General features: G+C 57.9%; 20 protein-coding genes and 1 pseudogene. 15 read left to right on the top strand and 6 right to left on the bottom strand.

The window, feature by feature from the left end:
• Positions 1-225: 225 nt before the first annotated feature.
• Positions 226-1,911 (bottom strand): alpha,alpha-trehalase, encoded by a 1,686-nt coding sequence (locus ADJ24_RS11480; protein WP_023312172.1) that lies wholly within the window; start codon positions 1,909-1,911, stop codon positions 226-228.
• Between the two features lie 102 nt (positions 1,912-2,013).
• On the bottom strand, positions 2,014-2,970 hold the full coding sequence (locus tag ADJ24_RS11475) for an AraC family transcriptional regulator (protein ID WP_023312171.1): 957 nt from the start codon (positions 2,968-2,970) through the stop codon (positions 2,014-2,016).
• 115 nt (positions 2,971-3,085) lie between these two features.
• On the opposite strand from ADJ24_RS11475, the gene ADJ24_RS11470 reads away from it, so the two are divergent.
• Positions 3,086-4,273 carry an MFS transporter gene (locus ADJ24_RS11470; protein WP_023312170.1) on the top strand — a complete coding sequence of 396 codons (1,188 nt, stop codon included), beginning with the start codon at positions 3,086-3,088 and terminating at the stop codon, positions 4,271-4,273.
• Between the two features lie 47 nt (positions 4,274-4,320).
• Here ADJ24_RS11470 and gap read toward each other — a convergent pair whose 3' ends face one another.
• Both gap and ADJ24_RS11460 read right to left on the bottom strand, forming a co-directional pair.
• Positions 4,321-5,331, bottom strand: coding sequence for a type I glyceraldehyde-3-phosphate dehydrogenase (gap, locus tag ADJ24_RS11465; protein ID WP_023312169.1), 1,011 nt, complete (start codon positions 5,329-5,331; stop codon positions 4,321-4,323).
• A 78-nt stretch (positions 5,332-5,409) separates the two neighbouring features.
• On the bottom strand, positions 5,410-6,390 hold the full coding sequence (locus ADJ24_RS11460; RefSeq protein WP_023312168.1) for a GlxA family transcriptional regulator: 981 nt from the start codon (positions 6,388-6,390) through the stop codon (positions 5,410-5,412).
• Between the two features lie 149 nt (positions 6,391-6,539).
• On the opposite strand from ADJ24_RS11460, the gene ADJ24_RS11455 reads away from it, so the two are divergent.
• Positions 6,540-7,511 (top strand): fatty acid desaturase, encoded by a 972-nt coding sequence (locus ADJ24_RS11455; RefSeq protein ID WP_032668503.1) that lies wholly within the window; start codon positions 6,540-6,542, stop codon positions 7,509-7,511.
• A complete protein-coding gene (locus tag ADJ24_RS11450) occupies positions 7,504-8,262 on the top strand; it encodes a phosphate/phosphite/phosphonate ABC transporter substrate-binding protein (RefSeq protein ID WP_023312166.1) in 759 nt (252 codons plus the stop codon). Before ADJ24_RS11455 ends, ADJ24_RS11450 begins: the two co-directional genes overlap by 8 nt.
• Here the strand turns inward: ADJ24_RS11450 and ADJ24_RS11445 are convergent.
• Together ADJ24_RS11445 and ADJ24_RS11440 are read right to left on the bottom strand one after the other, a co-directional pair.
• A complete protein-coding gene (locus ADJ24_RS11445) occupies positions 8,241-9,137 on the bottom strand; it encodes a LysR family transcriptional regulator (protein ID WP_023312165.1) in 897 nt (298 codons plus the stop codon). The two genes, ADJ24_RS11450 and ADJ24_RS11445, sit on opposite strands and share 22 nt — an antisense overlap.
• A 22-nt stretch (positions 9,138-9,159) precedes the next feature.
• Positions 9,160-11,448: an FdhF/YdeP family oxidoreductase gene (locus tag ADJ24_RS11440; protein WP_023312164.1), complete on the bottom strand. Its 2,289-nt coding sequence runs from the start codon at positions 11,446-11,448 to the stop codon at positions 9,160-9,162.
• A 1,001-nt stretch (positions 11,449-12,449) separates the two neighbouring features.
• On the opposite strand from ADJ24_RS11440, the gene ADJ24_RS11435 reads away from it, so the two are divergent.
• The 12 genes and pseudogenes from ADJ24_RS11435 (at position 12,450) to ADJ24_RS25815 (ending at position 26,237) form a co-directional block, all read left to right on the top strand.
• Positions 12,450-12,944, top strand: coding sequence for a hypothetical protein (locus ADJ24_RS11435; RefSeq protein ID WP_023312163.1), 495 nt, complete (start codon positions 12,450-12,452; stop codon positions 12,942-12,944).
• Positions 12,945-12,967: 23 nt separating this feature from the next.
• On the top strand, positions 12,968-13,471 hold the full coding sequence (gene tssJ, locus ADJ24_RS11430; protein ID WP_023312162.1) for a type VI secretion system lipoprotein TssJ: 504 nt from the start codon (positions 12,968-12,970) through the stop codon (positions 13,469-13,471).
• Positions 13,472-13,499: 28 nt separating this feature from the next.
• Positions 13,500-14,843 (top strand): type VI secretion system baseplate subunit TssK, encoded by a 1,344-nt coding sequence (tssK, locus tag ADJ24_RS11425; RefSeq protein ID WP_023312161.1) that lies wholly within the window; start codon positions 13,500-13,502, stop codon positions 14,841-14,843.
• A 17-nt stretch (positions 14,844-14,860) separates the two neighbouring features.
• A complete protein-coding gene (locus ADJ24_RS11420; protein WP_023312160.1) occupies positions 14,861-16,099 on the top strand; it encodes a DotU family type VI secretion system protein in 1,239 nt (412 codons plus the stop codon).
• Between the two features lie 2 nt (positions 16,100-16,101).
• The gene (gene tssM / locus ADJ24_RS11415) at positions 16,102-19,722 is read left to right on the top strand and encodes a type VI secretion system membrane subunit TssM (RefSeq protein WP_048702484.1); all 3,621 of its coding nucleotides are present in this window, start codon (positions 16,102-16,104) and stop codon (positions 19,720-19,722) included.
• A gap of 16 nt (positions 19,723-19,738) precedes the next feature.
• On the top strand, positions 19,739-20,455 hold the full coding sequence (gene tagF, locus ADJ24_RS11410; protein WP_023312158.1) for a type VI secretion system-associated protein TagF: 717 nt from the start codon (positions 19,739-19,741) through the stop codon (positions 20,453-20,455).
• A gap of 11 nt (positions 20,456-20,466) precedes the next feature.
• Positions 20,467-21,483, top strand: a complete 1,017-nt coding sequence (tssA, locus tag ADJ24_RS11405) for a type VI secretion system protein TssA (RefSeq protein WP_023312157.1) — start codon at positions 20,467-20,469, stop codon at positions 21,481-21,483.
• Positions 21,484-21,558: 75 nt separating this feature from the next.
• A complete protein-coding gene (gene tssB / locus ADJ24_RS11400; protein WP_008502644.1) occupies positions 21,559-22,083 on the top strand; it encodes a type VI secretion system contractile sheath small subunit in 525 nt (174 codons plus the stop codon).
• A 3-nt stretch (positions 22,084-22,086) separates the two neighbouring features.
• Positions 22,087-23,586, top strand: a complete 1,500-nt coding sequence (tssC, locus tag ADJ24_RS11395; protein WP_014884232.1) for a type VI secretion system contractile sheath large subunit — start codon at positions 22,087-22,089, stop codon at positions 23,584-23,586.
• A gap of 367 nt (positions 23,587-23,953) precedes the next feature.
• The gene (locus ADJ24_RS11390; protein ID WP_123244570.1) at positions 23,954-24,343 is read left to right on the top strand and encodes a T6SS amidase immunity protein Tai4 family protein; all 390 of its coding nucleotides are present in this window, start codon (positions 23,954-23,956) and stop codon (positions 24,341-24,343) included.
• A gap of 179 nt (positions 24,344-24,522) precedes the next feature.
• On the top strand, positions 24,523-25,005 hold the full coding sequence (locus ADJ24_RS11385; RefSeq protein WP_008502640.1) for an Hcp family type VI secretion system effector: 483 nt from the start codon (positions 24,523-24,525) through the stop codon (positions 25,003-25,005).
• Positions 25,006-25,251: 246 nt separating this feature from the next.
• A pseudogene (locus tag ADJ24_RS25815) lies at positions 25,252-26,237 on the top strand (hypothetical protein).
• Positions 26,238-26,275: the final 38 nt, after the last annotated feature.

Here is a 26,275-nt window from a genome sequence, read left to right as displayed (position 1 = left end):
ATCCCTGTAAAGCCCGCCCTCTCGGCGCATCCATGCGCCTCGCCCCGGCCGGAAGGAAATGCCTCAGCGATTTACAGCCGGACCATGGCATCGCTGAAAGCGTTCAGGCCTTCTGAAACAACGTTATTGCTTCTGCTCAAAACTTACTGGCTAACCTTCTCCCGGAGGGAGAGAGCCAGCACGCGCAGGCCGGGTAAGGCGTAGTCGCCACCCGGCAATACTCCCTTACTGCGCCGCAGCTTTCACCGGCGCAGCCTCCTCATTCGCCGCAGGCTGATTCTCCGGCACGCTGTCGCACGGTTTTGCTTTCGGACAGACCCGATCCAGCATTTTCAGCGTCACGCCGTTGCTCCAGCCGAAGCCGTCCTGCAGCGGATACTCACCGCCGCCGCCGCCCGTACCGGTTGTCGACACGTCATACTTCTCGACCAGTTTCTTTTCGCGGTCGTAAGTATGCTGAACGTTCTTCAGGAAGCGCCAGGTCACGTCCATTGAGACCTTCTCCTGTCCGTAATTCTGCAGCCCTTCCGCCGCCACCCACTGCAGCGGGGCCCAGCCGTTTGGCGCATCCCACTGCTGGCCGCTATTGACGGTGGTGGTCGCAATACCGCCCGGCTTCAACAGGCGCGATGAAGTTGCCGCGGCGACTTTATCGGCCCGATCCTGCGCCGCCGCCTTCACGTAAAGCGGGAACAGGGCTGCCGCCGTGAGCTGATTGCGTACCTTCTTGCTTTTCAGATCGTAATCCGCGTACCAGCCCTCTTTATCATTCCACAGGTGGCTCTCGATGGCTTTCTGACGCGCCGTTGCCAGCGCCTCGTATTTGCTTGCGCTGGCGGCGTCGCCACTCTCCTGGCTTGCCCGCGCCAGCAGTTTTTCCATCTTGAACATCAGGGCGTTCAGGTCCACGGGGACAATGCTGGTGGTTCGGATGGTGCCGAGCTTTTGCGGATCGTCCATCCAGCGGGAGCTAAAGTCCCAGCCCGAGGCCGCAGCGGAACGCAAATCACGGTAGATCTCGGTCGCAGGCCGGTTAGGGTTACTTTTGGCGGTATTCACGTCGTCAAGCCAGGACTCCGGGCGCGGGGTGTCGCGTTCGTCCCAGTAGCGGTTGAGGATAGCGCCGTCGTCCAGCTTCACCACGCGTTTGTTAGCCTGCCCCGGCTGAAGGGCGTCGACGCCGTCCATCCAGTAGGCATACTCTTTCTCCATCTGCGGACGGTACTTCTTCAGCGCATCGCTGTCGTGGGTCGCCAGCAGTTCAACCATCATTGAGAAAAACGGCGGCTGGGAGCGGCTCAGGTAATAGCTGCGGTTGCCGTTGGGAATGTGGCCGAAGGTATCAATCTCATACGCAAAGTTATCCACCATGTCGCTGATTTTGTCCCAGTGATCGCTCTCTGCCAGGCCCAGCATGGTGAAATAGCTGTCCCAGTAGTAGACCTCGCGGAAACGTCCGCCGGGCACAACGTAAGGTTTGGGTAACGGCAGCAGGGAATCCCATTTGTTGCTGGCTTTATCCGTGGTGCGCGTCAGCACGGGCCAGAGATCGTCGATGTGCTCACGTAAACTTTGTCCAGCAGGCGGAACATATTTTTCCCCTTCCGCAGGGAGCGTAAAGTTCATCTCGACAAAGTGGCGTAAGTCAAAGCTGGACTGCGTGTGCTGCATCCGGTAATCCGCCAGAATCATTAGCGGGTCGCTTTTGGGGACGGCATCCGCGAAGGTTTTCTGATCGGGAAACAGTTTGGCGCTTTGCACATCGTTAAACAGCGGGCCCAGCAAAATATCGGGTGAGGTTGTCTGGGCTGCGGGGCTATCGTCGGCATAACCGAAAGTAGTGACGCCGAGCAGCGCGCCTCCTAACGCAAGGGGCAAGAATGCGGGGCGTAGTGTACGAGGTCTTATCATCAGTTCGTCTCCTGTCTTCACTAAACAGCGTGACCGCTGTTGTCAATCACCTGAAAACCTTAGACGAATATTGCCCGCTTCGCGTTAATAATTGCCTGCCCGTCAGACCTCTTCCGGCGTCTGGCTGGCTTCCCGCAGCGTGCCCGGCGCCTGTCCAATGATGCGCTTAAATGCCCGGCTAAACGCCGCCAGAGAGCCGTACCCCAGCCGCAGCGCGACGGTTTCAATCGGCTGATTTTCGTGGCGAATGTACTGGATGGCCAGTCGCATCCTCAGCTCGCTGAGATATTTTGCCGGGGTGGTTCCCGTCGCGGCCAGGAACCGTTCGGCGAACACGGAACGGGACGTGCCCGCTTCTTTTGCCAGATCCGCCACGCTCCAGTTCAGGCCGGGCTGCTGGTGCATGGCGTAAATGGCCCGGCTCAGGCGCGGGTCACGCAGAACCTGCACCCAGCCGGTGGCTTTACCACACCCGCCTTCAACCCAGCCGCGCACGATTAACGCCGCCACCACGTCGGCCAGACGCGCAAGGATACCGGCATACCCGGCCTGACGCGCCACGGATTCCCGCTCCATCGCCGCCAGCAGCGGGTGGATCTCCGGCCAGGTGGACATCAGCCGGCTGACCATCATCACTTCCGGCATCGCCTTGATCAGCGGCTGCATCCCGCCCAGCTCAAAATCCATGCACCCGCTAAAGATGATGGTGTTCTCGCTTTCCGGGCAGGGCTCGCAGGTGATGGCACACACCGAGCTGCAGATAGGCTCGCTGGGAAAGTCGCTGACAGGGGTAATGGTGGCCCGCTCGTCGGAGAGCAGGGCATGGGAATTGCCGCCTGGAATAAAGAGGGCGTCTCCGCTGCTCAGCTGAAAGGCCGCACCGCTCTCCATTCGCAGCAGGGCGCTGCCGTGGCTCACGAAATGAAACTGCGCTTTGCCGGGCGCCTGATGGAAGGCGACGCCAAACGGCGCGCTGGCCTGGATCCGCCGGTATTTCACCCCTGACAGACGCATGCCGCGTAGAAGTTCGCTGATCAGATCGGGTGACTGTACGGTCATGGCGCAACTCCGGACGAATAATCAATAAGTGGAGATTATATGTCATAGATCGTCCAGGGTGAACCTTCTATGCTTTTGCGACAGTTGTCACATTTTTATAACGGGAGAAAAACAGATGAATTCATGTGTCGCGGCGAGCGAGGCGGTAGCGCCTGCAAAACCCGCCTGGCGGGCCGTCTATTCACTGGGGCTGGGGGTGTTTGGTTTGATTACGGCAGAATTTCTGCCCGCCAGTCTGTTAACGCCGATGGCCGCGAGCCTGGGCGTGAGTGAGGGAATGGCCGGACAGGCCGTCACCGCCACCGCGCTGGTGGCGCTGGTGACCGGACTGCTGATTACGCCGGCGACCAAAAGCATCGACCGCCGCTGGGTGCTGATGTTTTTCTCGGTGCTGCAAATTATCTCCAGCCTGCTGGTAGCCTTTGCGCCCAACCTGCACGTCCTGCTGATGGGCCGCCTGCTGCTGGGGATCGCCATCGGGGGATTCTGGGCGATGTCGACGGCGACCACGATGCGTCTGGTTCCGGCGGATAAAGTGCCGAAGGCGCTGGCGGTGATATTTTCCAGCGTATCGATAGCCACGGTGGTCGCGGCGCCGCTCGGCAGCTATCTGGGCAGCCTGATCGGCTGGCGCAACGTCTTTGTTCTCTGCATTCTGCCGAGCATGCTGGCGCTGCTGTGGCAGCTCTGGGTCCTGCCGTCCATGAAGCCGGAGAGCAGCGGCAGCCTGAGTACGCTGTTCCGCGTGCTGCGTCGTCCGGGGATGATCGGCGGCATGCTGGCGACCATCCTGATCTTCAGCGGCCATTTCGCCTTCTTTACCTACCTGCGCCCGTTCCTGGAAACGGTGGGGCAGGCGAGCGTTGAAACCATTTCGCTGATCCTGCTCGGCTTTGGGCTCGCCAACTTTGTCGGCACCTCCGTTGCCGGGCATCTGCTGGCACGCAATCTGCGCCTGACGCTGGCGCTGGTGCCGTTCGCGATGGGCGTTCTCGCGCTCACGATGGTGGCGTTTGGTCATCTGGCGATGCTGGACGGGTTCCTGGTCGCGCTGTGGGGCTTTGCATTTGGTCTGGTTCCGGTGGGCTGGTCAACCTGGCTTGCTACCACCGTACCGGATGAAGCCGAAAGTGCAGGCGGGCTGCTGGTGGCCTCAATTCAGCTGGCAATCAGTGCCGGTGCGGCCGGGGGCGGGGCGGTATTTGACCTCAACGGTGCCAGCGGCGTATTCGCGGGCAGCGGTCTTTTGCTGGTAACGGCGATGGTGATTGTGCTTATGGGAGTAAAAGTGAAGGCGGATTGAATTATTTGCCGGGTGAGCGCAAGCGCCACCCGGCATCACGGTAAGACTTACAGCCCTTTCTTATCCATCCACACCGCCAGATCAACCAGACGGTTAGAGAAGCCCCACTCGTTGTCGTACCACGCCAGGATCTTCACCATGTTCCCGCCAATCACCAGCGTGGAAAGCCCGTCGATAATCGAGGAGCGTGGGTCGCCCTGGTAATCGCTGGAGACCAGCGGTTCGTCGCTATAGCCCAGAATACCTTTCAGTGGCCCGCTGGCGGCCGCGTTGCGGAACGCCTCGTTCACCTCTTCGGCGGTTACGTTACGGCTCAGCGTTACCGTTAAATCCACAATCGACACCACCGGCACCGGCACGCGCAGGGAGTACCCGGTCAGTTTGCCGTCAAGGGATGGGATCACTTTCCCCAGCGCTTTTGCCGCGCCGCTTGAGTAAGGCACAATCGACAGCGCCGCCGCGCGCGCGCCGCGCAGATCTTTCTCCGGCTGATCGTGCAGCGCTTGGCTATTGGTGTAGGCATGCGTGGTGTTCATCAGGCCATGCTCAATCCCGAACTGCTGATGCAGCACCTGAGCGGCAGGCGCCAGGCCGTTCGTGGTGCAACTCCCGTTACTCACCACCGCGTGACGGGCTGGATCGTACTGCTCGTGATTAACCCCCATCACAATCGTCAGGTCGTCGTTCTTCCCGGGGGCGGAAATGATGACGCGCTTGGCGCCGCCGTGGGTGATATGCACCGCCGCTTTTTCCCGCTCGGTAAAGAAGCCGGTGGCCTCAATCACCACGTCAACGCCGACGTCACGCCAAGGGATATTCGCCGGATCGCGTTCGCTAAATACGACGATCCGCTGCCCGTCTACCTGCAGCGCGCCGTCAGCCGCTTCAACGGGCGCGGGCAGTTTGCCCAGAAGGGAATCATGCTTCAGCAGGTGGGCGAGGGTTTTACTGTCCGTCAGATCGTTAATGGCCACAATCTGCAGATCCGGGTTACCCAGCGCCGCGCGCAGGAAATTACGTCCGATACGGCCGAAACCGTTAATACCGACCTTAACCATGGTGCACTCCTTATCTCTGTTGTCTGGAGCCACTGTAGGCGTCGGGCCGGTTGGCGTAAACGACAAAAAAGGATCAGATTACGCCATCTTGCGGCAGTGGAAGCGCTGGCGGTACTCGCCGGGCGTGAGGTGAAGCTGTTTCTCAAAGATGCGGCGCAGGTTAATGCTGGTGCCAAACCCGCTTTGCTCGGCAACGCGCTCAAGGGAGTCATGGGTCTGCTCAAGCAGCTGGCGGGCCGCGGCCAGACGTGCTTCGGTCACGTAGCGGGCCGGAGAAACTCCCGCGTCGCGGGTAAACACGCGGGTGAAATTACGCGGGCTCATTGCCGCTTTCTCGGCCAGATTTTCCACGCACAGGTCGGCGGTGAGGTTTTGCAGGATCCAGGTTTGCAGCTCGCTTATCGGACCGGATGTGCCGGGCTGCTTCAGGCTGTAACGGCTGAACTGCAGCTGGCCGCCGGGACGGCGCAGATACATCACCATATCCTGCGCCACGTCGCGGGCGAGGGTAAATCCGTAGTCGTCTTCCACCAGCGCCAGGGTCAGATCGAACCCGGAACTCACGCCGCCGGAGGTCCAGATGGGGCCATCCTGAATATACAGCGGACCGCCTTCGACGTGGATAGCCGGATACTGGGCTTGCATCGTCTCCAGCAGCCGCCAGTGGGTGGTCGCCCTGCGACCGTCCAGCAGGCCGGTCTGGGCCAGCAGCATCGCGCCGCCGCAGATAGAGGCTACCCGCCGGGCGTGCGGCGCAGCGAGGTGCAGCCAGTCCACCACCGCCGTGCTCTCCTGCTCGTTCATGCCGCGTCCGGTGATGATAATGGTGTCCAGCGGTTCACGCGGATCCAGCTCCGGCAGGCGATAGTCCGCCAGCAGATTCAGGCCGGACTGGCCGTGGATCACCTGGTGAGGCTGGGTGGTGGCGATGATAATCCGGTAGCGCGGCTGCGCAAGCCCTTCCGGATGCAGCCGGTTGGCCTGCATCAGAATATCGGCGATACCGGCGGCCTCGAACAGCATGCCGCCGTCGGGAACAATAATCAGGATCTTCTTCATGTCCTGAAAAGTACCTTTATCACAGAATAAGTCAAGCAGCGCGTGCGCTCCACGTTTCTGGCAAAGCAATGCGATTTAAGTTGTTTGTGATTTCAGGCGTTATCCCCGATCGTCAGAGAATTATCTCTGGCGAAACGGCGTCTGAAGGAATGAGTCAACGAAGCACCCTCTATTTACATCCGCAACAACGCGAACAAATCCGCCACCTTGCATCGGGTTTCTTATGGCGAAGCGAACTGCCCACGTGGCTGTTGATAATCACGATTTATGCCGGCTGGTTTGCCACGCTGGCGTTCTGGCAAACGCTCGGCCTGCTGCCCGCCACGCTGCTGCTCATCGGGTTTACCGCCTGGTACATGTCCCTGCAGCATGAGCTGATCCACGGGCACCCCACGCGTTTTGCCTGGCTTAACCAGCTGTTCGGCACGCTCCCGCTGGCGGTCTGGTATCCGTATGGCCTGTACCGGGACTCCCATCTCGCCCATCATCGGCACCATAGCCTGACCCATCCGGTGGATGACCCGGAGTCGTACTATTTTACCGACGAGAGCTGGGCGCGCTTTTCTCCCTGGCAGAAACGGCTTATCAGGGCCCGGAATACCTTTGCCGGACGGCTGATGCTGGCACCGCTGCTGGATATCCTTCAGACGCTGGGCAGCGCCGTGGCGGCATTTCGCCACCTTCACCTGAGGGCGATGGCGATGTGGCTGGTTCACGTTTTGCTGCTGGTGGCGCTCTTCGCCTGGATGACGCGTACCGGTTTTTCACCCGTCTGGTTTGTGCTGGCCGTCAGCTATCCGGCGCTGGCGCTGACCAAGGTCCGATCGTTTTTCGAACATCGCGCGGCGGACGACCCGCTGGCGCGCTCCGTTATTAATGAGGCGGGGCTGTTCTGGCGGGTGCTGTTTTTGAATCTCAACTACCATTCAGTGCATCACGATCTGCCGGGCGTTCCCTGGTACGGGCTGAAGGCCATCTACGAGCAAAACCGGGAGGCGTACCAGCGGCGAAACCACGGTTTTCTCGTCAGGGGCTATGGTGAATGGCTGCGTCAGTTCTGGGTCAGACCCGTCGACGTCACCGTTCATCCCGCAAAACAACAGGGGGAAGGGTATGAGTAACCTGCTGGCGTTTCCCATGTATGCCGTGGATCGCGCCGACACCCGCGTCCTCTGGCTGGCGGTAAAGGGGCTGCTGGCCGCGCGCGGTGTGTCCGTCGATCGTGACCCCGGTTGGCCGGAATCCGATCTGCTGAGCCACTGGCAACAGCCTGCGCTTATCCTCAGCCAGACCTGCGGTTATCCGCTGGTCACGCTGCTCCCGGACGTGCAGGTGGTCGGCTGTTTTCACTACGCGGCACCGGGCTGCGAAGGGATCCAGTACCGCAGCTTTCTGACGGTGCGCGAGGAAGATCGGCACCTCACGCTGGCGGATTTTCGCGGACGTCGGGCGGTCTGTAATTCCCCGGATTCCCAGTCTGGTTACAATGCGCTGCGAAAAAAAGTGGCTCCCCTGGCGAGCGGCGGTCAATTTTTTGCGCAAACGTCGTTTAGCGGCAGCCATCGCCAGTCGCTGATTGATGTCAAACGCGGGGCGGGGGATATCGCGGCCATCGACTGTGTGACCTGGGCACTGCTGCAGCGCCATGAGCCGGAACGGCTTGCGGGGCTGGCGGTCATTGACCGCACCCCGCTGACGCCGGGACTGCCGCTGATCACCTCGCATAACACCTCGCCTGAAACGCTTAACGCTATTCGCGATGCGCTCCGCGAGCTGGTGGATGCGCCGGAATACCGGGAGGTGCGCGACGCGGTGCTGATCGACGGTTTTAGCGTGGTGACGCGCGACGCCTACGCCTCATTGTCCGCGTGATAAATCTCCTGCGCGTCGGTAAAGCAGCGCAGCGCCAGCGAGGAGACCGGCTTCTGCCTGCGCATAATCAGGCCGACGGGAGCCTCAATGTTTGCGTCGGCGATGGGGACAATCCTGAAGTTGCTGTTCAGCGCCTCCAGCCCGTTGTTCAGCGGCATGACGGCGCAGCACACGCCGCTCTGAACCGCCTGAATGATCTGGAACGTCGAGTCGCTCTCGAAAACGGACGTCGGTTCGATGCCTGCAGATTTAAAGCTGGCCTCCATATGCGCCCGGTAATGCATCCCTTTGGTCAGGAACCCCAGCGGAAAATCCGTCAGGTCGTGCCACGTCAGCGTTGCCTGGCCGAGCTGAAAATGGCGGACGTCGTGCAGCAGGCCCATCTTGGTTTTTGGCAGCTGGATAACGTCAAACAGGCTGGTGTCGATGCTGTTGAGGTAGCAAATTCCCAGCTCAAGCTGATTGCGACTGACGCCGTCGGCAATCTGCGCTGAGGACATGGAATAGAGGCTGTAGGTCAGCTCCGGGTATTTTCGCGTCAGCAGGCGAATAAAGATCATCGGATCCACGCTCGCCAGCGGCACCATCCCCAGACGTAATTCGCCCACCACCTGGCCTTTACACAGCGCGGCTTCCGCCTGTAACCCGTCGTGCGCGGCAAGCAGGGCACGGGCCCACGCGAGGATGCGTTCACCCTCCGGCGTAAACCCTTCAAAGCGCTGCCCGCGCACGATCAGCACCAGCCCCAGCTCCTCTTCCAGGCTGCGGATGCGCATGGAGAGAGTCGGCTGGGTGACGTTGCACTGCGAGGCCGCTTTACCAAAGTGGCGGGTCTCGTCGAGTGCGATTAAATATTTTAACTGTTTAATATCCATCATTATCTCTGCGCGAGCAGCCTTACAGCATGCGGATCTCTTTCGAGCGCAGGGTGATGCGAACCGGAACGGATTTATACGACGGCGTACCGCTGTCCTTATCCAGATAATCAAGCGGCACCAGCACGTTGGCCTCCGGGTAATAGGCGCCGACGGTGCCCGGCGCGATGTTGTACGCCACCACGGTAATGTCTTTCAGACGCTGAACGCTGCCGGGGAGGGCGGTTTCGATATCCACGCGGTCGCCGTGTTCCAGGCCTGACTGCGCCATATCGTCTTCGTTCATAAACAGCACGTCGCGGCGGCCAAACACGCCGCGGTAGCGGTCGTCCAGAGCGTAAATGGTGGTGTTGTACTGGTCGTGGCTGCGCAGCGTGATTAACCGCAGAACATGCTCACCTTCGCCGCTGGCGTTCTCGTGAACGCCGTCGAACACCGAGAACATCGCTTTTCCCGTCGCCGTTGGCCAGATGCGCTGCGTCGGCGGCAGCGGCATGCGGAAGCCGCCGGGAACGCGGATCCGCGCGTTGTAGTTCTCAAAGCCCGGAATGGTCTGCTCGATCAGATCGCGGATGCGGTCGTAATCCTCAACCAGCGTCATCCAGTCCACGCGGGTATCCGGCAGGGTGGCTTTCGCCATGCCCGCGACGATAGCGGGTTCTGACCGAAGCAGCGGCGAGGCGGGTTTCAGCTTGCCGGATGAGGCATGGACCATCGACATCGAGTCTTCGACGGTAATGGACTGGCGGCCGGTGGCTTGAACATCCAGCTCGGTACGGCCAAGACACGGGAAAATAAAGGTCTCTTTGCCCACCAGCAGATGGGTACGGTTCAGCTTGGTCCCGACGTGAACGCTCAAATCCAGGTTACCCATCGCCGGAAAACCGCGTTCATGATCGGGCATTGCGACGGCAAAATTACCCCCGAGGCAGATGAGCGCCTTCGCGCGGCCGTCGATCATCGCCTGCGTGGCCTGCACCGCGTCGTGTCCGTGGTGCGATGGAGGCTCAAAGCCGAACACGTCTTTGAGACTGTTCAGGAAGGCCGGCGTGGGTTTCTCGCTAATCCCGACGGTACGGTTCCCCTGCACGTTTGAGTGGCCGCGCAGCGGGCATATTCCCGCGCCGGGCTTGCCGATATTCCCGCGCAGCAGCAGCAGGTCGGCAATCAGGCGGACGTTCGCCGTGCCTTTATTGTGCTGGGTAATGCCCATCCCGTAGGTAATGATGGTGGCATTCGATTTCGCATAGGCCTCGGCTACCTTTTTGAGCGCCGCCTGACTGAGACCTGACTCGCGTTCGATCTCGTCCCAGCGGGTTTGCGCGATATCGGCGGCGAAGTCCTCAATGCCCTGGGTGTGTTCGGCAATAAATGCATGATCCAGCACGCCACCGCGCTCGGCCTCCATTTCGAGAAGGTGTTTGGCAATGCCTTTCAGCGCGGCGGCATCGCCTCCGGCCTTCACCTGGAAATAGGTCGAGGCGATATCCGTGGAGCTGTAGGTCGCCATCTCAATCACGCTTTGCGGGTCCGCAAAACGTTCCAGCGCGCGCTCGCGCAGAGGGTTAAAGACGATAATCGGCACGCTGCGGCGGGCCAGCTCGTGGAGGGTCCCCATCATTCGCGGATGGTTGGTGCCGGGGTTATGGCCGATGGAGATCACCAGCTCCGTCTTGTCGAAGTCGTCCAGCGAGACGGTCCCTTTCCCAATGCCGATCGAACGGGGCAAACCGACGCTGGTGGCCTCGTGACACATATTCGAGCAGTCGGGGAAGTTGTTGGTGCCGTATTCGCGAGCAAACAGCTGGAACAGATAAGCCGCTTCGTTAGAGGCGCGTCCGGAGGTATAGAACTCGACCTGGTCCGGTTCGAGCCCGCGCAATACGTCGCCGATGCGTTGAAACGCCTCGTCCCAGTCGACGGGGCGGAAGGTGTCGCTCGCCAGATCATAGCGCAGGGGGTGCGTGAGTCGACCGTAGCCCTCCAGCTCAAAGTCCGATTTTGCCAGCAGCGAGGAGACGCTGTTTTCGGCCAGAAACGCGGGGGTGACGCGTTTGCTTGTCGCTTCCCAGGTCACCGCTTTGGCGCCGTTCTCGCAGAACTGGAACGTCGACTTGTGTTCTTTATCCGGCCACGCGCAGCCCGGGCAGTCAAAACCGTCAGGCTGGTTGGTGCGCAGAAGCGTGGCGGGAGCATCAAAGGTATCCATTTGGGTACGTACCGCGATGGCCGTCGCTTTTAACGCGCCCCAGCCTCCGGCAGGACCGTCATAGTGTCTGATACCCGGCACCGAGCGTCTTTTCTTATTCATACCCACTCCTGATTTCTTCGGTCACACAACGTCTGAACCCATAAAAACGCTGCAACGGACGATAAGTAAAAGCAATGACGACCGGATGGCTATGCGCATGCGGTGTGGAAAAATGCTTTATCTTAAATTCGTTTTATTACAGAGTTTTATCGTATCTGATGCTTAAATATTTAAAGAAATTATAACGAAATTTTATCATTTTAATAATAAATCTTATCTATCAAACGGTAGGCAAGATAGATGGGGCGAGCAGGAGAGGATGTAGCAGCAATAAAATTTCGAATGAAGCCTGTGGGCGGCAGCAATAAACAATGTTCGCAGCTGGCGGGCTATTGCGAGCATTTTCTGCTGCGATAATGTCAGGATGGTTAACTCAGGCTTAATGATTGACGATTAAAATTCAGGCCTGACGGGGTAATTGTCGCAACGCGAAATATAAAGTTATTTTGAGTCGTGAAATTAACGTCGTGCAACATAAGTGAAATAGTTACCTTCACGTTGTCGCGTGCATTCAATATTAAAGATACCCTTTTAGTGCAACAAATAATTCATGGTTCTTATATTCTGCTGACCTCACCAATACGCGAATTCTACTAATTATGGTAGTGGCGATAATAGCCGTATTGCGTTAATGAAAGTGGTTCTCTTTTGTATTTTCCGTATATAAAACATGTGGTTGTAATGTTGTGTGGCTAAAAAATAAAAGGGCGTAGGTCGTATCGGGTTTTTTCATAGGATTAATCCTATAATTTTCCGACTGCTTCATTTACCAACAGTTACGTACCGGTAAATATTGAATTGAGACGAAGCTCATGTAAACTTGTTTACCGTTTGTCAAAATATGTCAGGAAGACACCGGGCCTTATTCTGAAGGGCTCGTGCGGTAGCTATGCCCTTAAAATAGTAACGTCCCGAAAATATCCTGGCTATTTTAACAATAGCACCTAAGTCAAACTTCACCCCCTTATCTTCATCATCGAAATATCGCTACGGAAAAGCATATGAAAATGCGCGTACTGTTTTCACTTCTGTTTGTAATGGCGGTGGCGGGCTGTAAAGCGCCGCAGAAACCTGTGATCAACGACGATACGATCGAGACCAGCCAGGTCAACGGCGTGACCTTAACCCACCGTCACGCTGTGGCGCCGCCTGCGGAGTTCAACCCGGTCAACGAACCGTATCGCGCCATGTATCCAGCCTCCCTGATGAGCCGTCCTGACTTCGGCGGCAAAGTTATCCGTACTCTCGACACCGGAAAAACCTACGTGGTGCTGGGTCAGGTTGAACACTACTGGATGGCGCTTGCCGATGAAGGTAACGATCAGCTGATTGGTTACGTCCCGATGCGCGCCGTGATCAAGGCCGACCTGTACGACGCCGCCGTGCGTAAACAGGCCATTCGTCCGAAGGCGCGTAAAAAAGCGACCTGTGTCGACGTCGATGGCAACAGCAAAGCCTGCAAAGACAGCGCTAACGGTACCTGGATCCTGAACTAAACGGCTTGCATGAGCGCATTTTTATGAATAATAAAAATTTTCATAAGCTGTGGTTATTCTTTTACGCGGTGATTTTCGCCCTGGTCAGTGGTTGTACGTCGTCTTCACACAGCGACCCCTCCCGCTACAATCTGCAGTTTCAGGCTCATCCACAAATCAATGAATCTGCGCCGCTTAAGGTCCGGGTGCTGCTGCTGAAATCCGATGCGGATTTCATGTCCAGCGACTTCTACTCCCTGCAGAACAACGCGTCAGCCACGCTTGGCGCGAATCTGCTGAACAGCGACGTGTTCTTCCTGATGCCGGGACAGCTGTCCAAAACCCTCAGCGGGCAAAGCTCTCCGGAGGCCCGCTACATCGGCGTGATGGCGGAGTATCAGATGCTGGATGGCAAAAAATGGCGCGTTTCACTCCCTCTGCCTGTGCCTGGCGAAAATCATATCTACCAGTTCTGGAAATGGTCCGCGGATGAACTTCAGGCCAACGTTTTTCTCGACGTGAACGGCATTCGGGTCATCAGCCAGTAACGCGCTTCAACACAGGAAACACATCATCATGACGAAAGCAGAAAAGGTCGTCTGGACCGAAGGCATGTTCCTGCGTCCACACCATTTTCAGCGGACTGAAAGCTATCTGCTCAACCATGTTCGTGAATGGGGCGCGCTACAGCGGTCGTATCTCTGGGGCTTTCTTGACGTTGAACTGGATGAAGCGATGCTTCGTCAGGGATGCATTGCCCTGAGCTACTGCAGTGGCCTGCTGCCGGACGGCACCTTTTTCCAGGTGCGTAACGGGCGCAACGGTCCTGTACCGCTGAAAATTCCTGACAACCTCACCAACGAAAAGGTGGTGCTCGCGCTGCCTGTTCGTCGCGGCGAGAGAGAAGAGGTGATTTTTAGCGAAGAGCAGGCCTCGCTGGCGCGCTTCATCGCTTTCGAGCAAGAGGTGGAAGACGACAACGCCATGTCGGTGGGGGATGCCACCGTCCAGTTTGGCCGCCTGCGTCTGACCCTGATGCTGGAAAAAGACCTCACGGCGGAATGGACCGCCATCGGCGTGGCGTTTGTGACGGAGAAACGTAACGACAACCACGTGCGGCTCGACAACAGCTACATCCCGCCGATGCTCAACGCCAACAACAGCCCGCAGATCTACAGCATGATCAACGATCTGCACGGTCTGCTGGTCCAGCGCAGCCAGCAAATTGGCGGTCGTCTGCGCCAGCCTGGCCGCTTTAACACCTCCGAACTGATTGAGTTCACGCTGCTGTCGCTGGTTAACCGTCATCTGGGCGAAGTATCTCATTTAAAAACCCTCCCGCTGCTGCATCCCGAAACGCTCTGGCGCAGCTGGCTGCCGTTTGCGACCGAGCTAGCCACCTGGACGTCGCAGCGTACCGCCGAAAGCGTGCTGCCGATTTACGATCATGACGATCTGGCAAACTGCTTCAGCAAACTGATGCTGATGCTGCGTCAGGGGCTGTCGCTGGTGATGGAAGACCACGCGATTCAGCTCCCGCTGAACGAACGCTCCCATGGCCTGAACATCGCTACGGTGCCTGAAACCAGCATGGTGCGCGAGTTCGGCTTCGTGCTGGCGGTAAAAGCCAATGTGCCAGGCGAACATCTGCAAACCCATTTCCCGGCGCAGATGAAGGTCGCGCCGGTCTCGAAAATCCGCGATCTGGTTCAGCTTCAACTGCCGGGCATTATGCTGCGCGCCATGCCGGTCGCGCCGCCGCAGATCCCGTGGCATGCCGGCTACAGCTACTTTGAACTGGAGAAGGGCAGCGAGCTGTGGCACGAGATGGATAAGTCCGGCGCATTCGCCCTGCATCTTGCAGGGGAGTTCCCGGGGCTGGATATGGAGTTTTGGGCCATCCGTAGCCCGACAGAATAATAAAGCGAGCGCTTAATATGCAGGAACGACAGGACACCGGCAGTGATGCCGCGTTTACCGGGGCCAGTAGCAACAATCAGCTGGTGGCGGCCGCCAATCCGCTGCTCAACGCGATTCCGCAGATCCGTCATTCGGTCTCCCATGACGATCAGGTGGCGTTACGCCAGCGCCTGATCGATGAGATTCGCCGTTTCGAAGTCCGCTGCCAGCAGGCGGGGCTGCCCTACGAAGTGATCGTCGGGGCGCGTTACTGCCTGTGTACGGCGCTCGATGAGGCCGCCGCGCTCACCCCCTGGGGCAGCAGCGGCGTCTGGTCAAGCAACGGTCTGCTGGTGACCTTCCATAACGAAACCTGGGGCGGTGAGAAGTTCTTCCAGCTGCTGGCGCGCCTGTCGCAGAACCCGCGCGAGCATATTCTGCTGCTGGAGATGATCAACTACTGCCTGCTGCTGGGCTTCGAAGGACGCTATCGGGTACTTGATAATGGCCGCACGCAGCTTGAAACCATCAAGCAGCGGCTGTGGCAGATGATCCGCGGCGTGCGCGGCAGCTATCCGCCTCCGCTTTCTCCCCATCCGGAAGATCGTCCGGTGCTGCGCAAGCTCTGGCGGCCGATGGTTCCCCTGTGGGCCTGCGTGGCGCTGTCCGGGTTTATCGCCTGTCTGTTTTATATCGTGCTTAACTGGCGTCTTGGCGATAACACCAACCCGGTGCTGGCGAAGATTTACCAGTCCCAGCTGCCGGAAACCACTATTCAGCAGCCGGCCCGTCAGCTGCCAGCGGTGCTGAACCTGCGCGGCTTCCTGAAGCCTGAAATCGAGGCTGGCCTGGTCGCGGTGAAAGACGAAGCGGATCGCAGCGTCGTTATCCTGAAGGGCGACGGGCTGTTTGCCTCCGCCTCGACCGTCGTGCGTGACCGCTATGAACCGGTCATCAACCGCATTGCGCAGGCGATGAATAACGTCAGCGGCAAAATTCTGGTGGTGGGCTACAGCGACAACGTGCCGATCCGCAGCGCGCGCTTTGCCTCGAACTATGAACTCTCTCTGGAACGCGCCCGCTCGGTACAGAAAATGCTGCAGGGAAGCCTCTCTCAGCCTGGCCGCGTGAAAGCGGAAGGGCGGGGCGAGATTAACCCGGTGGCGCCGAACACGACGCCTGAAAACCGCGCCCGTAACCGCCGTGTGGAAATTACTCTGCTGGTGTCGCCTGAAAACACTCAGGCCGAGCTGAACGGATTGCCGCAAGGAAACTAAGGATGCTGACTACACTTCTTTCCATCTTGACCAACCGCATTCTGTGGAGCTTCCTCGGCGTAACGGCGCTTGCGGCGGTGATCTGGATGATTGGTCCCCTGTTGTCCATCGTGGACACCCGACCGCTTGAGTCTGAACAGAACCGCATTATCAGCATCGCCGTGGTCTATCTGCTCTGGGCGCAGGGCCACATTCTGCCGCGCCTGTACAATGCCTGGCTTAACCGCAAGCTGATGGACAAGCTCAAGGAGAACACCGCCAGCCCGGAAGCGGCGGACCCGCAGAAGCGGCTGAACAGCGAGGAGCAGATCCTCGCCAGCCGCTTTGATGAAGCCGCGCAGATGCTGAAAAAAGCGCACTTCAGCAAAGCGGGCCAGGGCGCGCAGTGGACGCAGCGCTTCAGCACGCAATATCTCTATCAGCTGCCGTGGTACGTCATTATCGGCGCGCCGGGCTCCGGTAAAACCACGGCGCTGGTTAACTCCGGGCTGCAGTTCCCGCTGGCCGATCGCTTCGGTAAGACCGCGCTGCGGGGCATTGGCGGCACGCGTAACTGCGACTGGTGGTTTACCAATGAGGCGGTGCTGCTGGACACGGCGGGCCGCTATACCACCCAGGAGAGCGAGCAGGTACAGGACGCCGGCGAATGGCTGGAGTTCATCAACCTGCTGCGTAAGTATCGCCGCCGCCAGCCGATCAACGGCGTCATCATCACCATCAGCATTTCTGACCTGCTCACCCAGTCCGCCGAGGCGTCCCGCCAGCAGGCGGTAAACCTGCGCCAGCGTCTGTCCGAGCTGCATGAACAGCTGGGTATTCGCTTCCCTGTCTACGTGATGGTGACCAAGGCCGACCTGCTTAAAGGCTTCCGCGCCTGGTTTGCCGACTACGACAAAGCGCAGCGCGACCAGATCTGGGGCTTTACCCTGCCGTGGGAGCAAACCAAACACGCCGATTACGACCTGATGGGCAACTTCCAGCAGGAGTTTTCTCTGCTGCAGCAGCGCCTCGATGCCGGGCTGCCGGAAACCATGCTGAAAGAGCACGACGCGAAAACCCGCGCCGAAGCGTATCTCTTCCCGCAGGAGTTCGCCGCGCTGCGTCCGCTACTGGCGGACTACCTGAGCACGGTCTTCGCCCGCTCCAACTTCGAAACCGAGTTCTCTCCGCGCGGGATCTACTTCGCCAGCGGGACTCAGGAAGGCATGCCGTTCGACCGCGTGATGGGCGAACTGAACCGCGCGCTGTCGCTGCCGGAAGGGGGAGAGGCGGATAACTGGGATTCGGTCAGCAAAGAAGCGCCGATCCCGGGGGCAAAAGGTCAGAGTTTCTTCATTAAGAACCTCCTGCAAAACGTCATCTTCCAGGAAGCCGGGATCGCGGGCGAAAACCGCTGGTGGGAGCTGCGCAACCGGGCGGTGATCTGGTCCGGCTACGCGGCGCTGCTGGCCCTGCTGGTTATCCTCGGCGGTCTGTGGCTGACCAGCTATGCCAAAAACAAGGCCTATCTGGAAGAGGTGGATGCGAAGGTGCCGCTGCTGGACCAGCAGAGCAAGTCGCTGCAGAACCAGACCCAGCGTGACCTGTTCGATCTGCTGCCGCTGCTGAACGGTCTGGTGGATCTGCCGAAAAGCGACGCGTTTGATGTGAACGATCCGCCCGTATCCCGCCGTATGGGGCTCTACCGCGGAGATGACGTCAGCGATGCCTCGCAGTCGCTGTACCAGAAAGCGCTGGATCAGATGCTGTTGCCTGCCGTTGCCATGCACATCACCACCTGGTTGCGCAACGACAACGGCAGCGACGTGGAATACAGCTATGAAGCGCTGAAAGCCTATCAGATGCTGTATCAGCCGAAGCACTACGACGGCAAATTCCTGCATTCGTGGGTGATGCTCAACCTGCAGCGAAATCTTCCGCAGAACGTCACGAAGGCGCAGCTGCAGCAGCTTGAATGGCACCTGACGCAGCTGCTGGAACCGAAAATTCAGGCCTCGCCGTACGCGCAGGATGAATCCCTGGTTGCCCGCGAAAGAGCGATGATCAATCAGCAGCCGCTCTCCACGCGCGTATACGGTCGCCTCAAACGCCTGCTGGAGCATGATGACAACCTCAAGCCGGTCTCCCTTTCCGACCTGGGCGGACCGCAGAGCGAGCTGGTGTTTTCACGCAAAAGCGGCAAGCCGGTGAGCGAAGGCGTGCCGGGTCTGTATACCCCGGACGGTTACTGGAAAAGCTTTAACGGCCAGATTGACAGCGTAACCACCGCCCTGCACGAGGACGACGCCTGGGTGCTGGGGGCCGCGACGGCGCAGGAGGATAAACAGCAGATCGATAACGCCGTGCGCCAGCTCTACATGCGCGACTTTATCGCGAACTGGGATCGCTTCCTCGCCGACATTCAGCTCAATAACAGCGCCGATCTCTCCCAGCGCATCAACACCGCGCGCCTGCTCTCCGGCGCAAACTCGCCGCTGCGCCGTCTGGTGCAGAACCTGAGCCAGGTCCTGACGCTGTCGCGCAATGCGCCAGCGCCGGAAGATGCGGGCAAAGCGCAGGATCAGAGCAACCGCGCCACCCGCACGCTGGAAGCGCTGTTCAGCAACAATGACGCTGCGCCGACCCAGGCCGCCGTGGTTACCCAGGCGCCGGAACAGCTGGTCACCGACCACTACGCACCGATGATTGAGCTGGCGCAGCCGCTGGAGAAGGGCGGGAAGACCATCGTGTTTGATGATTTTCTCAAGCAGGTGGATGAGCTCTATCGCTACCTGACCGCGGTTCAGGACGCGGCCAACAGCGGCATGCCGGCACCGGGCGGAGAGGCGATCAGCCGCCTGCAGGCCAGCGCCGGTCGCCTGCCGGGCGGGCTACAAACTATGTTCAGCAATATGGCAGTGGGCGCCAGCAGCGATACCCAGCGCCGCGACCTCGAAAACGTGCGGAAGCGTATTAACGTTGAGGTGGGAGGATTCTGCCGTCAGGCGATCGCCGGTCGCTACCCGCTGGTGCGCAGCGCCAGCACCGAGGTCACCCCTGACGATCTCGCGCGCATGTTTGCGCCGGGAACCGGGCTGATGGACGCTTTCTTCCGCGACAATCTGACCAATAAAGTGGATACCACGCAGGCAAACTGGCGCTTTATGCCGGGCATCGACGGTAAAACGCTGCCGGGAAGCGAAGGGCTGCTGAGACCGTTCCAGCAGGCCCAGTCGATTCGCGACGCTTTCTTTGCTAATGGCGCCACGACGCCGTCCTTCAAGGTGACGGTTCGCACCGTGCGAATGGATAACTCCATTCTGAACCTGACGCTGGACGTCGACGGCCAGCTGCTGCGCTACAGCCACGGCCCGCAGGCCGTGCAGATCATGAACTGGCCGGGGCCGGGCGGCACCAACCAGGTACGCATGCAGCTGGGGCTGGCGAACGGCAGCACGGCGACGCTGGTCACCAACGGCGCCTGGGCGCTCAACCGCTTCTTTGATAAAGCGAGCACCAGCCCGGGCGCGGGTAGCCTGAGCCGTCAGGCCACCTTCAACGTCGACGGACATCAGGTCACGCTGGAGTTTGCGCCTAACAGCATTCGTAACCCGTTCCAGCTTCCCCGTTTCTCATGCCCATAACCGCAAGGACAGCCGTATGACGAATACCCCTGCGATGAACCGCTACAGCTGGTATGGCAAGTTACCCAGCGCCGGAGATTTTTTGCAGCGTCGCTTTCCTGACACTTTACAGCGCCAGTGGTCACACTGGTTCCAGGTCGGTCTGCTGGCCTGGCAGCAGGAAGAGCAGCGCAGCGGCGAGCGCCAGTTTCATAAAGCGCCAGTCTGGAATTTTGTGGTACCGCCCATGCTGGGCAGCCAGATGATCCAGATGGGCTGCCTGCTGCCGGGCCGCGACAGCGTTGGCCGCCAGTACCCGGTTTGCCTTCAGCTGAGCTTCGCCCCGTCAGAGTGGTCGACCAGCCTGCTCAGCCAGGCCGAAAGCTGGTACCAGCAGATTGGGCGCCTGGGGCTGCACGCGGTGCGCAACAGTTTTTCCGCCTCGCAGCTGGATGAGATGCTGATGACCATCCCGGCGCCGCAGCCCGTCGAGCCGCAAAAGCGTTCCGACATCCTTGATGTGATTGGCTATGACGAGGACGGCCAGAGCACGCTGGGCTGGCCTCAGGCGGCTGAGTGTTTTGATCCGCTGCGCCAGACCAGCTACTGGTGGACCAACCGCTGCGACGGCTACCCGCTGTACACCCACGTGCACAGCGGTAACTTTACCGGGCAGCTTTTCACCCTGCTGTTCGACCCGGCAGGGGGCGCCCGTCCGGGGCGTCACGGTCTTTATCCGCCCATGTTTGAATAAGCAGGGATCTCATGAATATCGAAGAATTTCTCGCGCCAATAAGCCCCGAAAAACCCTGCGGCGAAAACCTGGAGTACGACGCCGACTTCCAGATCATGAATCAGGCCAGTCAGGGCAAAGCGGAACAGCAGTTTGGCGACACCATTATCCCGGCAGAGCCCGCTGACTGGAACACGGTGGAAAAATACGCCACCAGCCTGCTGACCCGCACCAAAGATCTTCGCGTACTGCTGGCGTTAACCCATGCCTGGACGCGCCGCCGCGGGCTTGCGGGCTACGCGGACGGATTATTGCTGGTGCAGGAGGCGATCGCCCGTTACTGGGAGACGCTCTATCCGCTGCTGGAAGAGTATGGCGAAACCGATCCGTTCTATCGCATTAACGCCCTGGCAGGGCTGAGCGATAAATCCGACCTCACCGTCGCCGTGCGGAACGCCTCGCTTCTGCGTTCAAACGGCGATGAAATTTCGCTCCGGGATGCCCAGGCCCTGCTGGACGGCAGCAAGACGGAATGTCCGGACTATCCCGGCGGCCGTCCACGGCTGATTGACGAGCTGGCCCGCGGCGACCAGCCCGGCACCGCCGCGGTTATCGTCATTAACCAACGTCTGCTGGCGATTCGCGAGCTTCTCACCGGGCATCTCGGTGAAAGCGGCGTGCCCGAGATGGAACAGCTGCTGAAAACCGTCGGACTGGTCGCCAGCGCGTGTCAGGTAACCGACATCAGCAAGCTGCTGCCGAACCGCGAGGCGCAGGCAGAACCCCAGGCCGAGCAGCAGTCGGCGGCAATGCAGCCCGTTCAGCCGGTCACCGACTGGCGCAGCGTGCAGATCACCAGCCGCGCCGACGCGCAGCTGATGCTGGAAAAAGCGAAGCAGTATTTTGCGCAGTACGAACCGAGCCACCCCGCACCGCTGATGATTGAACGGGTGCAGCGGCTGTCAGAACTTAACTTTATGGACATTATTCGCGACCTGGCGCCAGACGGCGTTAACCAACTTGAAAACATCTTTGGGCGCCGCGAATAACGCGTCCAGGCATTATGACGACAGGCATGGAGCCTGCCGTTTCACCTTCACCGCGCATCTTTGATGGAGAACATCATGGCAATGAGTAACAGTGGGCAGAAATTCATCGCACGTAACCGTGCCCCCCGCGTGCAGATCGAGTACGACGTAGAGATCTACGGTGCAGAACGTAAGATTCAGCTGCCGTTTGTGATGGGCGTCATGGCCGATCTGGTCGGCAAACCGGTTGAAAATCTGCCGGCCGTCGACGAGCGTAAATTCCTCGAAATCGACATCGACAACTTTGACGAACGCATGAAGGCGCTTAAGCCGCGCGTGGCGTTCCAGGTGGATAACACCCTGACCGGCGAAGGCAAGCTCAACGTGGATCTGACCTTTGACAGCATGGACGACTTCCTGCCGGATGCGGTGGCCCGCAAGGTTGAGCCGCTGAATAAGCTGCTGGAAGCGCGTACCCAGCTCTCCAACCTGCTGACCTATATGGACGGCAAAAACGGTGCGGAAGAGCTGATCGCTAAAATTCTGCAGGATCCGACGCTGCTCAAATCCCTGAGCCAGTTGCCGAAAAATGACGAAAGCGCGAAAGGTAGCGAGGAATAATCGATGAGCAACCAGACTCAACAACACGAGCAGCAGGCGGGTCAGGCGTTCAGCCAGGATGAGTTCAGCGCGCTGCTGAACAAAGAGTTCCGCCCAAAAACCGATCAGGCCCGTTCAGCCGTAGAAAGCGCGGTTAAAACGCTGGCGCAGCAGGCGCTGGAAAACACCGTCACTTTCTCCAACGACACCTACCGCACCATTCAGAACCTGATCGCCGGTATCGACGAGCAGCTGTCGCAGCAGGTAAACCAGATCATTCACCACGAAGAGTTTCAGAAGCTGGAGAGCGCCTGGCGCGGCCTGAGCTACCTGGTGAACAACACTGAAACTGACGAGATGCTGAAGATCCGCTTTATGAGCATCTCCAAGCAGGAGCTGGGCCGCACCCTGAAGCGCTTCAAGGGCGTGGGCTGGGACCAGAGCCCGATCTTCAAGAAAATCTACGAGCAGGAGTACGGTCAGTTCGGCGGCGAGCCGTTTGGCTGCATCGTCGGCGACTACTACTTCGACCACAGCCCGCAGGACGTTGAGCTGCTGGGCGAAATGGCGCGCATCGGCTCTGCGGCGCACTGTCCGTTTATCACCGGTACCGCACCGGGCGTGATGCAGATGGAGTCCTGGCAGGAGCTGGCTAACCCGCGCGACCTGACCAAAATCTTCCAGAACACCGAATACGCCGCCTGGCGTTCGCTGCGTGAATCCGAAGATGCCCGCTATCTGGGCCTGGTGATGCCGCGCTTCCTGTCGCGCCTGCCGTACGGCATTCGCACCAACCCGGTCGACAGCTTTGACTTTGAAGAGCAGACCGACGGCGCGAACCACAACAGCTACTCCTGGGCGAACGCCGCCTATGCGATGGCTGCCAACATCAACCGCTCCTTCAAAGAGTACGGCTGGTGCACCTCGATTCGCGGCGTGGAGTCCGGCGGGGCGGTGGAAAACCTGCCGTGCCACACCTTCCCGAGCGATGACGGCGGCGTGGACATGAAGTGCCCGACCGAGATCGCCATCAGCGATCGTCGTGAAGCCGAGCTGGCGAAAAACGGCTTTATGCCGCTGGTTCACCGCAAAAACTCCGACTTTGCCGCCTTCATCGGCGCGCAGTCGCTGCAGAAGCCGGCCGAGTACCACGACCCGGATGCCACCGCCAACGCGCGTCTGGCCTCTCGTCTGCCGTACCTGTTCGCCTGCTGCCGCTTTGCCCACTACCTGAAGTGCATCGTGCGCGACAAAATCGGCTCCTTCCGCGAGCGCGAAGAGATGGAGCGCTGGCTGAACGACTGGGTCATGAACTACGTCGACGGTGACCCGGCGAACTCCTCTCAGGAGACTAAGTCCCGTAAACCGCTGGCCGCTGCGGAAGTGCAGGTGCAGGAGATTGAAGATAACCCGGGCTACTACGCCGCGAAGTTCTTCCTGCGTCCTCACTACCAGCTGGAAGGTCTGACCGTTTCCCTGCGTCTGGTTTCTAAACTGCCGTCGCTGAAGACGAAAGACGCGTGATGAGTGTAGCCGGCCCATTGGGCCGGCTACTTTTCGGTCAATACGAGATAGCTAATGAATTTGACAGTGAAAGCGTTGATACGAAAATTCATCAGCTATTTAGCCATTTATACGTTGCTAATAATTTCATTCATGCTGTTTGTGACGGTATCCGGCTACTATCTGTTTATCTTTGACTGGTCGGCAGAAGTCCCGCGAATCGCAATGCATGGATTTTTATGCACTGGACTTAATGCATTAGCGATAGGGATATACGTTGTCGCAGAAAAATGGAAAAAGAGAAGTTAGTATTTTACGCGGACTGATGCGCTGTGGGTCCTGTGGCAAAGGATATAAGGTGAAACGTTTCTTTTTTTTCCTCGTGTTTATGACTTTTTATGTGTATTCCGGAAATAACTATCCTGATTTTTATCAGCAGCAAACATACCGGCAGGTTTTAAAAGATTTTGTTCTGGCGCGTTGCCTGGCGCAGGTAGCAGATAAAGGCGGCCAGTTTTCTGCTGATGCTGCCCGCAGTGCGAGTGCATTCATTGAGTGGATTCCTTTTGATGCTGAAAATGGCACTGAGAAAATGGATGCGCTCATTGGAAAATACAAAGATCACATTAACGGCTTTCATGCCGAACGAAAGCCCGATGTAAAAGGCGTTACGTTAAATTGCCTGCGTCTTTATCATAGTGACGAACTTAACAAGCTGGTACCTCAATTAATTATCGGAAATCCAGATCGCACCTGGATTCAGGATAACCCGCAGTAGTAAAGACTTCACATTCTTTCCGTTCATTCAGGGGGAATGTAAGACTGTCAAATGACACGGGTCATTTGATATGAGGCAGAGGTAAAATATGGACGGTTTTATTCAGCCCCATGCTTTCCTGTTTGCCATATAAGTGCTTTTTCGAAAGCAATATTGTTCATCCACGAAGAGTAGATATTATGGCTATTGATATGTTTCTGAAGGTCGAGGGTGTTACGGGCGAATCTAAAGATTCTAACCACACCGGCTGGACTGATATTACCTCCTTCTCCTGGGGCGCTTCCCAGCCAGGTAATATGAGCGTTGGCGGTGGCGGCGGTGCCGGTAAAGTTAACTTTAACGACCTGCACGTTAACGCGCTGATCGACAAATCCACCACCGCTATCCTGAAACACTGCGCCAGCGGTAAACACCTGACCAAAGTTGAGCTGTCCGTCTGTAAAGCCGGCGGCCAGCAGGTGGAATACTCCCGCATCACGCTGGAAGATGTGCTGGTCACCTCTGTTCAGTACACCGGTGCAGACAACGGCGATACCGTTGGTGTGACCTATGCATTCCAGGCTGCGAAAGTGAAACAGCAGTACTGGGAGCAGACCACGTCTGGTGGTAAAGGTGCTGAAAGCAGCGCTGGCTGGAACATCAAAGAAAACAAAGAAGCGTAACTGCGTATGTGACCGGGGAGTTTTCCCCGGTCATTATGATTAATTCATTTGTTCGATATGCGGCTCGCTTTATTCTCAGTGTAAATTCTAGAGGCGAATTATCGCTAGCCAGAATAGAATAGGAGCGTTTTCAAATGTTGATGTTTTTAAGAAAGTGTCAACCTTTGGATACTAATTCAACTCCGTTTTTATTTAAATGTGTATGCTTATTTGTGAGCGTTTTTGTAAAAATCAAAGGGAATGAATATGGCTAGTCAATCATTAGTTAATCCGGGATATTGTATTGTTCAGCAGCCCGGAACCCTGGATTTCCAGGCAAGGCTTTTATTCAACGATCCAAATAGTGATGCTGCACGTTATTTCATGCAGGTTAATAGTGATGCGCAGTGGTCAAAACCTGGGCAGATGTTGATTCTTGATCCGCCGGGAAGTAATAATTCTGTGCAGCTTATGCAATTACAGCTCGCTAAAAAGAAAGTCAACGGTGCTCTGGCCGATCTTAACTCTGGTGAAGCGAATTTCTTTAATCAACATTTTAGTACCATAGCTGCAGTCACTAATTTTATGGATAAGTCCCTTGGTGTCGTTGCTGATGCAGGTGAAAAATATTTTAGTGAAATAGAAAAAAACTTAAATCCATTGAATTGGCTTACCAGAATCAGTACAGAGCACAAGGGACATTGATAAGCCAACAGTTTTTTGTTGAGCGTCAGCGCCTCTTTTCTGAGTTGGATGGTTTATTAAACAAATTGTCCCGACTGACCTTAAAGATGAAACCCTATAACGAATTGAAGCATGCATTAGGCTTGTCAAGCAGATCCATTGTACATGTATGGAGTACAGCCGGGGTCGCCTCTATTCGTGGTTATTCAACTTATATCGATAATGCCTCTAAGGCCGCTCGTTTTCTTAAAGCGGGAGGGTGGCTTGCAATAGGTTTTGCAGGTGCAAATACCACTAATGAAGTTTACAATGCCTGCACCGTAGGACGAGAGCAGAGTTGCTCTAAAGTCGCTGTGAAAAAATACAGCAGCTTTGGTGCAAGCCTGGCAGGGGGTATTTACGGTGGTAAATACGGAGCAATGGCAGGTGCTTGTGTCTGCGTTGCGCTTGGTGTTGCGACGGGGGGCGTAGGACTGCTCGCCTGCTCCATTGTTGGGGCTGCTGCAGGTGGATACGTTGGTGGCGAGATAGCGGGCGGAGCGACTGAGTATATGATGGGGCTTTGTTGAATAAATCGAACTTTTGCTGAGTTGAAGGATCAGATCAC

The sequence above is a fragment of the Enterobacter sp. 940_PEND genome, assembly GCF_001059415.1.
GTDB classification, from domain to species: Bacteria; Pseudomonadota; Gammaproteobacteria; order Enterobacterales; family Enterobacteriaceae; genus Enterobacter; species Enterobacter cloacae_M.
Note: the sequence above shows the minus strand (reverse complement) of the source record. Positions and strands in the feature narration are given on the sequence as shown.